General features: G+C 64.6%; 8 protein-coding genes. 6 read left to right on the top strand and 2 right to left on the bottom strand.

What is annotated here, in order from left to right; all coding sequences use genetic code 11:
* Positions 1-154 precede the first annotated feature (154 nt).
* Complete coding sequence (locus TX79_RS05655; protein WP_049926290.1) at positions 155-2,131, bottom strand: archaea-specific SMC-related protein; 1,977 nt, start codon at positions 2,129-2,131, stop codon at positions 155-157.
* A 1,131-nt stretch (positions 2,132-3,262) separates the two neighbouring features.
* Between TX79_RS05655 and TX79_RS05660 the strand changes: the two genes are divergently transcribed.
* The 4 genes from TX79_RS05660 (at position 3,263) to TX79_RS05675 (ending at position 7,184) form a co-directional block, all read left to right on the top strand.
* Positions 3,263-3,589 (top strand): hypothetical protein, encoded by a 327-nt coding sequence (locus TX79_RS05660; RefSeq protein ID WP_049926292.1) that lies wholly within the window; start codon positions 3,263-3,265, stop codon positions 3,587-3,589.
* 150 nt (positions 3,590-3,739) lie between these two features.
* Positions 3,740-4,501, top strand: coding sequence for an SDR family NAD(P)-dependent oxidoreductase (locus TX79_RS05665; protein WP_049928296.1), 762 nt, complete (start codon positions 3,740-3,742; stop codon positions 4,499-4,501).
* A 1,034-nt stretch (positions 4,502-5,535) separates the two neighbouring features.
* Positions 5,536-6,540 carry a Bug family tripartite tricarboxylate transporter substrate binding protein gene (locus tag TX79_RS05670; RefSeq protein WP_230198546.1) on the top strand — a complete coding sequence of 335 codons (1,005 nt, stop codon included), beginning with the start codon at positions 5,536-5,538 and terminating at the stop codon, positions 6,538-6,540.
* 149 nt (positions 6,541-6,689) lie between these two features.
* Entirely contained in the window at positions 6,690-7,184 is a 495-nt protein-coding gene (locus TX79_RS05675) for a small multi-drug export protein (protein WP_049926293.1), read from the top strand.
* A gap of 12 nt (positions 7,185-7,196) precedes the next feature.
* Here TX79_RS05675 and TX79_RS05680 read toward each other — a convergent pair whose 3' ends face one another.
* Positions 7,197-8,168 (bottom strand): succinylglutamate desuccinylase/aspartoacylase family protein, encoded by a 972-nt coding sequence (locus TX79_RS05680; protein ID WP_049926294.1) that lies wholly within the window; start codon positions 8,166-8,168, stop codon positions 7,197-7,199.
* Positions 8,169-8,399: 231 nt separating this feature from the next.
* Here TX79_RS05680 and TX79_RS05685 point away from each other — a divergent pair, with 231 nt between their 5' ends.
* Positions 8,400-8,918 carry a peptidylprolyl isomerase gene (locus tag TX79_RS05685; protein WP_049926296.1) on the top strand — a complete coding sequence of 173 codons (519 nt, stop codon included), beginning with the start codon at positions 8,400-8,402 and terminating at the stop codon, positions 8,916-8,918.
* A gap of 120 nt (positions 8,919-9,038) precedes the next feature.
* The gene (locus tag TX79_RS05690; protein WP_049926298.1) at positions 9,039-14,018 is read left to right on the top strand and encodes a PAS domain S-box protein; all 4,980 of its coding nucleotides are present in this window, start codon (positions 9,039-9,041) and stop codon (positions 14,016-14,018) included.
* Positions 14,019-14,034: the final 16 nt, after the last annotated feature.

A 14,034-nucleotide genomic window follows, 5' to 3' on the forward strand; every position in this document is an offset into this window, starting at 1 on the left:
CCGTTGTCGGTGACTGTTTCCGAGATTGACGTTCCATGTGTCGAATTACGGCGTCCAAAACGGCTCCCATGACTCACCAGTGTCTCAACTATGATGGCTTCAAGGAGCTGTAGCGTGAGTTCTTCTGTTAGCAGTTCCGCCGAAAAGCGACCCCTCAGATCTCGGTGATACGATCGTGCTCCTCGTCGATCGCGGCGGCGTCTTCGGGCAACAGCGCGACCACGAGGAAGTCCGTGTAGGACTCGAAGTACTCGACGAGCGCGGCGATCCGATTCGAGTCGAGCGCCTCGAGGGAGTCCAGCAGCATGAACGGAACTTCGTCGTAGACCTCGTGGACGAGATAGCCCGCGAGCGCGAAGATGAGCCCCGTCACTTCGCGTTCGCTCTCGCTCAAGTGGTCGATCGTGTCCTCGTAGGTGCTCCCGTCCTCGGTACTGCGGACGATGTGGAGATCGAACGCAGTTCGTTCGACCTTCCGACGCCCCTCGCGGGCGGTCGTCCCGACGCGCTCGATCCAGATGCGCTCGATGTTCTCGTACTCGAGGACCTCGAGTACGGCGTCCATGTGCTCGTTGAACGACTCGACGGCCTCGCGTTCGATCCGGTCGATCCGCGTGCGTAGCTCTTCGAGGTCCTCGCGAATCGCCTCGCGGCGGGCCTCGAGTTCGTCCCGCTCCGCGAGCGCAGACTCGATCTCCTCGATCTCGTCGGTGGTCGTCTCCAGTTCCCGTTCGAGGCGACCGAGCGAGAACTCGAGTTCGTTGGCCCGGCGGTTGAGTTCGAGCAGGCTCTCCTCGTCGTCCTCGTCGTCGGAGTCGGCCGAGGCCTCGAGTTCGGCCGCCTCCGCTTCGAGCTGGTCGATCTCCGACTCGAGTTCCGTCTGCCGATCCGAGAGCGTCTCGAGTCGATCCTCGCGACGATCGATCTCCTCGGTGACGTCCGCGAGGCGGCTCTGGGCACGCTCTCGCCGGTTGCGGGCCTGGTCGAGTTCCCGGCGATCGGATCGCAGCGACTGGATCCGGTCCTCGAGTTCGTCGCGCTCGGCCCGTTTTTCCTCCTGCAGGGAGCGTAGCCGATCGATCGTCTCCTCGATCTCGGAGCGTTGGACCTGACTGCCGCAGGTCCAGCACTGCACCGTCTCCTCGTCCTCGAGCAACTGATCCGTGACGGCACCGCCGGTATCGCCGTCGCCGTCGTCGGACAGAAGCTCCCGTATTTCGGGATGTGCGCCCTCGAGCATCTCCTCGTTGAACTGGACGATGCTCTGTAACTGGCTGACGACGTTGTCGATGGACTGGGATCGGCGCTGGAGGCGGTCGATCTCGGAGTCGATCTCCGAGCGGTCGAGCGACTCCGGATCGGGGAGTTCCTCGAGTTCCGCCTCGAGTTCCTCGCGTTCCTCGCGAAGCGCGCTCAGACTCTCGCGTTCTGTCTCGAGGTCGAAGCGCACGTCCTCCAGCGACGAACGCTTCTCGCGAAGCGTCGCCAGTTTCTCGTCGAGTTCGTCGCGCTCGTCGGGGTCCTCCTCGGCTTCCTCGGTCGCTTCGATCGCGGCCTTGACCTCCTCGAGTTCGGCCCGTTTCTCCTCGATCTCGGTTTCGAGGTCGGTTCGTTGCTGTTCGAGGCCCGGAAGCTGGGACTGGAGCGACTCGAGGCGGTCGAGTTCGTCCGAGAGCTGTTCTTTCTCGGCCGTCAATCGCGTGATCTCCGCTTCGATCTCGTCAGTATCGACGGGACGGAGAATGATCTCACGCAGGTCGTCGTCCGTCGTCACGGCCCGTCGGGCCGGATTCGACTCGAGCAGAAAGGCGAACAGTTCCGCGAGTTCAGGATCGGAGAGGAAGGGTTCGCCACCCATTACGACGGTGCCGCCGCTGCGTTGCAGCGTCCGACGGTACGTGTCGTCCCCGATCTCGAGTTCCGCCCATCCCTCCTCGGCGTCGGCCTTCAGGGAGGCGGACTCGCCGCCGAGTGCGGCCATAAACGCCTGCAGTAGCGACGTTCGATTGGTCGCGTTTCGCCCGGCGAGGACGGTGATGCCCGACTCGAGTTCGACGGTGGTCTCCTCGATACCGCCGACGTTACGGGCCTGCAATCGCGCCTCCTGGGCGATCGGTTGCTGCGTAGCCATCGTTGGAAGTATTCCCTACACACGTGATAAACCTTTGGAGGTCACCAGCCGCCAAACGTCCACGACGGCGGCCGGGCCGGCCGGAAACGACCGATCCGGTGACGGTCACGGGTCGTCGGTTTGGACGTAGCGTGATGGCATGCCATCGCACGCACCCAGTTCCGACTCGAGTGCCCGTTTCAGACATCCTACCGGAACGTGAGCGGGATCGGATCGATCGTCTCGCGGAACGTCTGCAGGCGGGTGGGCTGGTACTCCTCGTGCTGCAGTCGCCCCGTCGGCCAGGCGATGCCCACAGCCTCGTGAAGGACGCGTCACCGACATCGGTGGGCCGATGCCATCCCTGCCCGTGACTTGCTGCAGTAGCGTCTCCTCGTCCGTGATCGTTTCGTCGGTCACGCTCTCGAGCGGTTTCTCCGCGAGATCCTCGTCGGTTCTATCGCGTGGTACCTCCGCGAGAATCTCGCTGGGTTCGTGCGGGACGTAAATATCATCCCTGGACAACCACCAATCCGCAGTTACTTTTTCCCGATGTTTTGTGTTAGATAACCGACCCCAATTCTGTACGACGACTAGTCAAATCAGTGCACCCAGCCCATACCCATGATTTCGAGGGATCGTGCGGACATCTGCAAGCTATCGTTTCGATGTCCGGGCTACGGTTCAGTGGTACGGAACTGATAGATAGGGTCGCATTCTAATTCCACATTCATTATATATCCATCTCCTCAATCGCTTTGCGGTGAGGTTGAGCTGTGCTTTCCGACAACCCTCTCTTCGGACTACTTTCGAGGTACCGGCCCCGTTACGTCCTCATCTGTTCCGGAGTCTTTGAGACCAGAGGAACACCAGTCATTACGATCGTACGACTGTAATCCATATCCACAGTCGAGAACTCGGATTTACGAAAACCCACACGTTATTCGTTGAACCAGAGGGAGAGTTTGGTTCAACCCTACACGTTCGAGTGCGAGGGAACGTGGACAGATCCCACTCCGCTCCGAACTCGTACACCTCGACGCGTCACCAAAATAATACCAAAGTTCGGACACTACTACCCTATACCCAAAACGGCGATATAAAACCATCCGAAGGCGACCGTTTAAATCGGATCACTCGGCCAAGGAGGGTATGTCGGATCGATACGATTCGTCACGACGACGCGTCTGCCAGGTACTCGGATCGCTCCTCGCCGCCGTGCCCGCGACGTCCACGGCGGGTGCTCGAGAACCCGATACCGATTCGTGTAACGTCGAGCCGTACGTCGCGGTCGTCGATCGCATCGTCGACGGCGACCACGTCGTTCTGTTACTCGAGGACGAAACCGGACTGGTCGATCAACTGGTCGTCCCCGTCACGGCGTTCGACGACGTCGCCGAACGCGATATTCTGTTCGTCGTGATTCGTGACGACGCGCTCCTCGCGTATCGACACCTCGACGACCATCCCTACAGGTGACCGACGCGGGCTGACCGGAGCCCTAACTGGATCGAGACGACCCGACGTTCTTACCAGTGTTCGCTCGACGAGGCCGGTCACCGAACAGAACACGCGTCCGCTCGGACAACGATGAACGAATTTATGTGGGCACTCCACGAGGACGGACGTATGCGACTCGAAGGCAAGACGGTCGTCATCACGGGAGCGGCATCGGGAATCGGACGAGAGACCGCCGAACGCTGCGCCGAGGAGGGGGCGTTCGTCGTGGTCACGGACGTCGACAGCGACGGCGGCGAGGAAGTCGTCGACGACATCGAAGACGCCGGCGGGGAAGCGACGTTCTACGACCTCGACGTCACCGATAGCGACCGGTTCCACGAGGTCGTCGACGACGTCGCGGAGGCGCACGGACTGGACGTAATGGTCAACAACGCCGGCACCGGTCACCCCGGCGGTTCGCTCGAGGACATCGACGACTCGGTGCGCGACTTCGTGATCGACGTCAACATCAACGGCGTCTGGAACGGCTGTCACGCCGCCTTGCCCCACATGAAAGAACAGGGCCACGGCTCGATCGTCAACGTCGGGTCGCTGGCCTCGATTCTCGGGCTCCCCAAACAGGCCGCCTACTCGACGACGAAAGCGGCGGTGTTGAACCTCACCCGAACCATCGCCGCCGAGGCCGGCCCCTACGGCGTCCGGGCCAACGCCGTCTGTCCCGGCTTCACGGAGACTCAGCTACTCGATCGGTACCTCGAGGGGCAGGACGATCCGGAAGCAGCACGCGAGGCGATGTCCGAGGAGTACCCGCTGAAGCGCCTGGGCAAGCCCGAGGAGATCGCCGACGCGATCCTCTTCCTCGCCAGCGACGAATCCTCCTTCGTCACCGGCCACGGGCTGGTCGTCGACGGCGGCTTCTCGACCTGCTGATCACCGCACGAACGCGAGGAGACGAAGTTCTTCGCAGTCGATTCGCCTCGCCGCGTTCGTCAATCGACGCTCACACCGGTATCCGCTCGGTTCGGAGACCGATCCCGTTCTACTTCGCCAATTTGTCTCTCGCAGTGTCATAATTGCCAGCTGATGATTGTGGAGACGAGTACCGCCACGTCGGTTCGACAGCCGTTCGAACACTCGAGGATTCCCCGTCGGGTCCGGCGGATTGTATGGTCCGCTCGAGCGCCAAAACCGACAGACAGCGTCCGTGGAACGCTCGATTCAACGGAGAGTGAGCCTCGTGACACCCTGGGAAACGGGCCGCCGCGAGACCACCGGATACCATCGGCGGAGACGCCAGATGGGGTCGTCGTCACGAGAGACTCAGCCGTCCGGGGCGTTGTGAAGCGCCAGCAGGACGTACTGGCGACGCCAGCCGACGTGAGGGTCTACGTGAGGCCTCGCGAATCGAGCCACGGAGAGTGTGGTAGCACTCGACGGAGTCTCGTCGGATGACAGCCAAATATATCTAATAGTACACTATAACTAGCTTCCATCATATAATCGTTTTATTGTACTGGGATTCTTCAGCAGGAGTACCGTCGGTTGGCCGTCGGTCCGAGACCCCACACTGTCGCAAGCAGCGGGTGTACCTCTTCGATGCGGTGTTGGATCGCAGCATTGGTAGTCACTTGGCCAGAGTTACAGCGTCGGGTCTAGCACCTATCGATCCCAAATATACACAGGGCGTCTGAGACGACAGCTAGAACACTCGAACGGTGATAGATTGTACGATATATCACAATCGAAACTCCTTTGCTATACTCCTTCCGGTAACACTCGAGAGCAGCCGAATAGGTCTGTTCAATAACTGTAGACGGAGACTGGTTTTCCCACTCGAAAGTTCAAACCGCAATTTGTACCACTTACACAACTGAATAAGGTCTAAAGATGTACATCTGTCCGAATTTTTATGACCAGTGCCATGGTAGATATTCGCTGCCACTATGGTGCGAACAGAGCCACGAGTGACGACGGACAGACGTACCGTACTGAAGGGGATCGGGGCTGCGTCGGCCGTCGGTCTCGCCGGCGTCGGTTCGGTACACGGTCAAGCGGAGTATCCGAGCGACGACATCCGGTACATCATCCCCTTCGGTGAAGGGGGTGGAACCGACGTCTACGGCCGCCAGATGATCCCGCTGGTCGACGAACACGAGAACTTCAGCGGCGTGAACATCGCGATCGAGAACCTCGAGGGGGCGGCGTCGCTCCGGGGCACCGGCGAGATGATGTTCGCCGAACCGGACGGCTACACGGTGGCCGCGTTCAACCCGCCGTCGACCCCCGTCTCGGAGATGGTCAACCCACAACCGTTCGACCTCGAAGACGTGACCGGGCTCTGTGGCTACGCGACCACGCAGTTCATCATCGTCGCCAACCCGGCCTACGAAATCGAGGGCTACGAGGACCTGATGGACCGCTACGAGGACGGCGAACTCGAGATCTTCAGCGGCAAGGAACGCGGCGGCGTCGATCACGTGATGGCGCTACTGATGCAGGAACTGCACGGATTCGGGTGGGACAGGTACGTCGGCTACCCCGGCTCCGGGCCGGCCGTCCAGGCGACGATCGCTAACGAGGTCCCTGCCGCTATCAGCACCGACACGGCGGCCGAGGCAGCCGTCGAGGGGGGCGACGTCGACCCCGTCGTCAGCCTGGTCGGCGACGGGAGCGCGGTGTTCCCGGACCTCGAGACGGTCACCGACCTCGGCTACGAAAACATCGACTTCATCAGCGAACTTACCCGCGGTATCTTCGCGCCGCCGGGGACCCCCGATCAGGTGGAAGAGGTGTGGTCCGAGGCCGTCGAGGACGTGCTCCAGACCGACGAGATGCAGGAGTGGTCCGAGGAGACGGGCAACCCGATCGACTTCAAGACCGGCGACGAAGTAGAAGCAGCGGTCGTCGACTCCTACGAGATCATCCCGGAGAACGTCGACCTCGAGATGATCCGCGGCGAGGCTACCTGACGCACTCTCCGGATTTTTCGCGTTTCAGCGGTCGCCGTACCTCCCCCGAGCCGTCACTGCCGGGGGCGTCCAGTTGAGGCGGTGATAGCTCCCGGAAACCGAAATCGATTTGAGCCGATCGACCGTCTCGACCGACGATTACGCCCGTGATGCTCCCCGCGACGCTCCTCGAGGTCGGCACGACGATCGAGTCCGCCTCCGGCCTCGGACGGTACGTCCTCGTGTTCCTGCTCGCGATGATACCAGCGATCGAACCGTTCATCGTGATTCCGATCGCGATCGGACTCGGCCTCGATCCCGTCGGGACCGGCACAGCGGCGTTCGCCGGGAGCGTAACCGCCGTCGCCGCGATCGTCTACTGTCAGCAACGGCTGGCCGCCTGGTGGTCGCGACGACGCGACCCCGACGAGGACTCGAGCGATCGCTACGGACGGGCCCGTCGCGTCTGGCGGAAGTACGGGATGGCCGGCCTCGCGTTCGCAGGCCCGATACTCGCGGGGATCCACCTCACGGCGCTGCTGGCCGCAGTCACTGGCCGGGACGCCCGCGTCACGGTCGCCTGGCTCAGCGTGGGACTGCTGGCCTGGACGGTCGCGCTGGTGGCCGGGACGACGGCAGGTATCTCGGTGCTCGGACTCGCGTAAGCGGTTCCCGAGTCAGTCCTCGCGAACCAGGGCGACGCTCGCGAGTTGGTCGCCGGCGGCGACCGTCGACTCCTGGGTCAGCGCGTACAACACGCCGTCGCGGTCGGCGGTCGCCTCCTGAACGGGTTCGTACGTCTGGGGATTGTACACCGTCCCGAGCCAGTCCCTCTCGGCGACGCGTTGCCCGACCGCGAGCGACGGATCCGGGCGGAACAGGCCGGACTCGTCGGCCGTGACCTGTCCGAGATGGTTTCGGGCTACGATCTGCTCGCGCTCGGGCACCGCTCCCGGGAGCATGCCGAGATACCGACACACCTCGAGCAGGCCGTCGACGCCGGTTTCGACGGCGTCCTCGAGGATCTGCTTGTTGTGGGCGAGTTCGGGCGTGATCGAGGGGATCCCCTCGCGGGCGGCGGCGACGCGGAGTTTGCCGGCGAAGCCGCGACGGTGCCACTCCTCGGAGGCGTCCTCGTCGGCCTCCTCGGAGAGCAGGAGGTCGGTGCCGAAGGCCGTCGCGAGGCGGCGCGCCTCGTCGTCGCCCTCGCGGTAGACGACGTGGGGGAGCATATCCGGACTGCCGGTGTGCAGGTCGACGATGGCGTCGGCACCTTCGATCTCCTCCCAAAGGCGGGCGGCCATCCGCTGGTGGAGCGTCCCGTCCGCATCGCCCGGCCAGACGCGGTTCATGTTGGGGTTGACGCTGTCGAACTCCTCGGGGGTGACGTAGGAGACGCGATCGAACGTCAGCGGGTTCGCCACGGGTACCGCGACGATCGTCCCCGACAGCTCCTCGAGGGACACGGCGTCGTGAAACCGCCGGAGCACCTCCGTCCCGTTGATCTCGCGGCCGTGCTGGGCGGCCTGGACGTACAGCGTCGGCCCGTCCGCTGCGCCGCGGTACCGGTGGACCGTCGTCGAGAGTTCGACGCCGGAGGGCAACCGCTCGAGCGTCACCGTCTCGGCCGTGTGCGTCCCGGCACTCATACGTCTCCGTTTCACCTCCGGCGGTATGTAGTTGCGGCCGCCCGTTGCCGGCGTCCTTCGGTACCGTGGACGGACAGAACGGCGAGGAGACGGGCTGGTGATCGAAGAACCGTCGCGTCAGGTACCTCATCACGCACCGGTATCGGCACGTCGAACGCGGCGACGCAACGCGAAAGGGCGGACGAAACCGAGACCACTACCGTTTTCCGTCGGCTCACCGTCCCGAGGGATATGGGAGACCTAACCGCAACCCTCCACACGAGCGAGGGCGACATCGACGTCGAACTGTACGACGAGCGAGCCCCCCGAACCGTCGAAAACTTCGTCGGCCTGGCGACGGGCGAGCGCACCTGGACCGATCCCGAAACCGGCGAGGAAATCGAGGGTGAACCGCTGTACGACGATGTGCTCTTTCACCGGGTCATCGACGACTTCATGATCCAGACCGGCGACCCGACCGGGACGGGCCGGGGCGGTCCCGGCTACCAGTTCGACGACGAGTTCCACCCCGAACTCCGTCACGACGACGAGGGCATCCTCTCGATGGCCAACTCCGGCCCCGACACGAACGGGTCGCAGTTCTTCATCACGCTCGACGCCCAGCCCCACCTCGACGACCGCCACGCCGTCTTCGGCAAAGTCACGGACGGCATGGACGTCGTCCGCGAGATCGGTTCCGTCGAAACCGACGCCAACGACCGTCCGAACGAGGACGTGCTCCTCGAGTCGGTCACCGTCCACGACGAGTAATCCCGATCCGCGAGATCGGTTACACGTCGGCGTTGGCCGGTCGGTCCCGATCGGAGACCGTTGCGTTCGGCGAGAACGCGACCAAGACGTTTTACGCTGTCCGCTGCTGTATACCGGTGAATGGGATCGTCGTCCACCGACTCGGATCATCGAGCGCAGCTCCGCCGGCAGGAGGTACTGACCGACCTCAGCCAGGGGGCACTCGAGACGGGGGACCTCGACGAACTCCTGGGGGACGCGGCGACGGCCGTCGCGGAGACGCTCGAGGTCGACTACTGTACCGTGTTCGAACGACAGCCGGACGAGCCGACGGCCGTGCTCCGGGAGGCGGCCGGTCTCTCGGCGGACCGGGCCGATACCCAGTCCGTGCCTGCGGATTCCGCCTCGCCGGTGTACCGTGCGCTCCACGCCGATCGTCCGATCGTCACCGACGGTTTCGGCGACGGGTCCGACCCAGTCGCACCGAAACCGATCGCTGCCCGGGGCGCGGCCAGTGGCATCACGGCCCGAATCGAGACCGACGACGGCACGTGGGGCGTGCTGGGTGCGTACGCGATCGACCAGCGCGCGTTCACCGACGCGGACGTCGACTTCGTCTCGCGGGTCGCCGACGTGCTCGCCTCGGCCATCGAGAACGTGCGGACCCGACGCGACCTCGAGCGGACGGAACGACGGTTCGAGGCGATCTTCGAGGATCCGAACATCCTCGTCGGATTGCTCGATCCGGATGGCACGGTCCGGGACATCAACGGGACGGCGATGGAGTACGTCGACGCCGACCTCGACGACGTCACCGGCGAACCGTTCTGGGAGACGCCGTGGTGGGGCGAGGGCGACGGCGTCCAGGACGACGTACGAGAGTGGACCGAACGGGCCGCGGCCGGCGAGTACGTGACCTTCACCGCCGACCTGACGCGACCGGACGGCGAGGAGTACACCCTCGAGGGCGCGTTCCGGCCCGTCACGAACGACGCGGGCGAGGTCACCTCGGTCATCGTCTCAGACCGGGACGTCACCGAGCGCGAGGAACACGAACGCCAGCTGTCGACGCTGATGGACAACGTGCCCGGCATGGTCTATCGCTGCCGGAACGAGCGGGGCTGGCCGATGGAGTTCGTCAGCGAGGCCTGCGAGGACCTGACCGGCTACGATCCCGGGGCCCTAGAGCGGGGCGACGTCGGGTGGGGCGAGGACGTGATGGTGCAGGAAGACCGGCAGAAGCTGTGGGAGACGGTACAGCAGGAGACGGACGACAGCGACACCTTCTCCGAAACCTACCGCATCGAGACCGCCGACGGGGAACGGAGGTGGGTCAGAGACTACGGCCGCGGCGTCTTCGACGACGACGGGAGCCTCGTCGCCGTCGAAGGCATCATCTCCGACGTCACGGAGCGCAAACGGCTGGAGTCCGAACTCGAGGCGTCCGAACGGCGTTACCGGACCCTCGTCGACAACTTCCCCAATGGCGCGGTCGCGCTCGTCGACGAGGACCTCACCTATCGAACCGTCGGCGGGAGTCCGACTGACACGGCCGGGGCCACGGTCGACGAGGTCGAGGGACAATCGGTCTCGGAGGCCGTGCCGTCGCCACTGGCCGAGAAGCTGGTCCCGCGGTACGAAGCCGCCCTCGAGGGCGAGTCCAGCGCGTTCGAGGCGACCATCGACGGTCGCGTCTTCGAGTTCCGGATCGTCCCGGTTCGCGACGACGAGGGCGACCCGTTCGCCGCGCTCGGGATGTCCCAGGACGTCACCGAGCGCCACGAGTACGAACGGGAACTCGAAGACGCCAAGTCGCGCTTCGAGGCAGCGACCGAGGCCGGGGCCGTCGGCACCTGGGAGTGGTACCCCCGGGAAGACCGGATGGTCGTCGGCGAGACGTTCGCCGAGACGTTCGGCGTCGATCCCGAGTCGGCCCGCGAGGGCGTCTCCCTCGAGCAGTTCCTCGCGGCGATCCACGAGGACGACCGCGAGCGGGTCGAACGGGAGATCGAAGCCGCGCTCGACGCCTGTGGCGGGTACGAAGCCGAGTACCGCGTTCGAAACGCCGACGGCGAGATCCGGTGGGTCGTCGCGCGCGGCCGCGTCGAGTGCGACGAGAACGGTGACCCGGCCCGGTTCCCCGGCGCGGTTACCGACATCACGGAACGAAAACGGGTGCAACTGCAACTCGAGCGGACGAACGACCAACTCGAGACCCTGTTCGAGGTCCTCCCCGTCGGGGTCGTCGTCGCAGACTCGAAGGGACGGATAGTCCAGGCCAACGACACCGCCAAGGAGATCTGGGGCGGCGACGTCTTCGACACCGACTCCGTCGACGAGTACGAGAAGTATCCGGTCTGGTGTGCTGAGACGGGCGAGCGGATCGAACCCGAGGAGATGACCCTCGCCCGCGTCCTCGAGGGCGAAGAGGTGACCGATCCCGACGTCTACGAGATCGAGGCCGCCGACGGCCAGCGCCGGATCATCAGGGTCGAAGGGATGCCGATCCGGAACGGGCGGGGCGAGGTGAGTCGTGCCGTCGCGGCGTTTACCGACATCACCGAGCGACGGGAGTACCAGCGCCAACTCGAGGAATCCGAACAGCGCTACCGAACGCTGGTCGACAACTTCCCCAACGGCGCGGTGGCGCTGTTCGACGAGGATCTCCGGTATCAGATCGTCGGCGGCACGGCGTTCGACGACCTCGAGGACTCCTCGGAGACGATCGTCGGTAAGACCGTCCGGGACCGATATCCGCCCGATCTGGCCGAGCGACTGGAGGCGAAGTTCGAAGCCGCACTCGAGGGCGAGTCCAGCGCCTTCGAGATCGAGTTCCACGACCGGGACTGGATGGCCTACACGGTCCCCGTCAGGGACGACGACGGCGACATCTTCGGCGGGATGATCATGGTCCAGGAGATCACCGAACGGAAGGAACGCGAGCAGAAACTCCGCGAGCGCGAGCGCAGCCTCGAGCGCTACAAGGAGTACACCGACGAGATTCTCGACGCGATCGACGACGTCTTCTACGTCGTCGACGAGGACGGCGACCTCCAGCGGTGGAACAGAAGCGTCGTCGAGGTGACCGGCTACGCGGACGCGGAGATCGAGTCGATGCGTCCCGCCAACCTGATCGCGGACGAGGATCTGGACGCCCTCGCCGAGGCCATCCGGGCCGGGTTCGAGACGGGATCGACCAGCGCGGAACTGGGGGTCGAGACCAAAAACGGCGAGGTCGTCCCCTACGAGTTCAACGCCTCGCGGCTCGAAGATCCGTGGGGGAACACCGTCCTCGCGGGCATCGGTCGCGACATCACCGATCGGCTCGAGCGCCAGCGCCGCCTCGAGGAATCCGAACGGCGCTACCGGACGCTCGCCCAGCACTTCCCGAACGGTGCCGTCGGCGTCTACGACCACGACCTCGAGTACACCCTCGCCGAGGGGAAGGCACTCGGTGAGACGCTTCCATCGGCGGAGCAACTCGAGGGTACCCGGATGTCCGATCTCTTCCCCGACCACACGGTCGCGGACCTCGAACCGCTGTTCCGGGCGGCCGTCGAGGCGGGCGAGACCGGCAGCGTCCAGACCGAGTTCGGCGGCCGCCACTGGCGCGTGTGGGCGACGCCCCTGCGGGACGCAGACGGCGAGATTTTCGCCGGACTGAGCTTCGCACAGGACGTCACCGAGCGGGTCGAGCGCGAGAAACACCTCGAGCGCTACGAGACCATCGTCGAAGTCGTCGACGACGGCGTCTACGTGGTCGACGCGGACGGTTACTTCACGATGGTCAACGAGACATACGCCGAAATGCTCGGCTACGAACCCGACGACCTCGAGGGCGAACACGTCTCTATGCTGGTCGACGACGACGTCCTCGAGCGGGTCGCCGAACTGGAAGCGACCACGGCGAGCGGCGACGAGTGGCCGACGCTGGAAGCGCAACTTCGGACGGCCGACGGCGACCGCATCCCCGTCGAGGCCAACTTCGCGCTGTTGCCCGAAAACGACAGCGACTGGCACCGGGTGGGCGTCGCCCGCGACGTTAGCGAACGGAAGGAACGGGAACGGCAACTCGAGGAGTCCGAACGCCGCTACCGGACGCTCGTCGAGCACTTCCCCAACGGCGCAGTCGGGCTATTCGACGAGAACCTCGAGTACGCGGTCGTCGGCGGCCAGCTCCTCGAAGAGATCGGCGTTCCGTCCACCGATCGGATCGGCAACAGCGTCTACGACATCTATCCCGACGACGTCCTCGAGGAGATCGAACCCCACTTCCACGCCGCGCTCGAGGGCGAGTCGAACACCTTCGAGATCGAACTTCACGATCGGTACCTCTACGCCAATACCCTGCCAGTCAGGAACGCGGCCGGCGAAATCTTCGCCGGGATGATCGTCGCTCAGGACGTCACCGAACGCCGCGAGTACGAGCGGAAACTCGAGGAGTCCAACGAGCGCTTAGAGCGGTTCGCCTACGCCGCCAGCCACGACCTCCAGGAGCCGCTGCGAATGGTCACGAGCTACCTCACGCTGCTGGAGAACCGGTACGGAGACGCCTTCGACGAGGACGGCCGGGAGTTCCTCGCGTTCGCCGTCGACGGGGCCGAGCGGATGCGCGAGATGATCGACGGCCTGCTCGAGTACTCCCGCGTCGAGACGCGGGGCGATCCGTTCGAGCCGACGGACCTGAACGACGTCGCCGAGGACGTGCTCGCCGACCTCCAGTTCCGGATCGAGGAGAGCGACGCGGCGATCACGGTCGAGGATCTCCCGGAGGTCGCGGGGGACGCCAGCCAACTGCGGCAGGTGTTCCAGAACCTGCTATCGAACGCGATTACCTACAGCGGCGACGACCCACCACGGGTGCGCGTCGACGCCCGTCGGCGCGGCGACGAGTGGGAGATTTCGGTCGAAGACGAGGGGATCGGCATCGATCCCGAGGACCAGGAACGCGTATTCTCCATCTTCGATCGGCTTCACAGCCGCGAGGAGTACGAGGGCACCGGCATCGGACTCGCCCTCTGTGAGCGGATCGTCGAGCGCCACGGCGGCGACATCTGGGTTGACTCCGAACCGGGCGAGGGAGCGACGTTTACCTTCACGCTTCCCGTCTCCCGGAACTGATCGCGGCGTCGACCGC

This window comes from Halopiger goleimassiliensis (assembly GCF_000455345.1).
Lineage (GTDB): Archaea > Halobacteriota > Halobacteria > Halobacteriales > Natrialbaceae > Halopiger_A > Halopiger_A goleimassiliensis.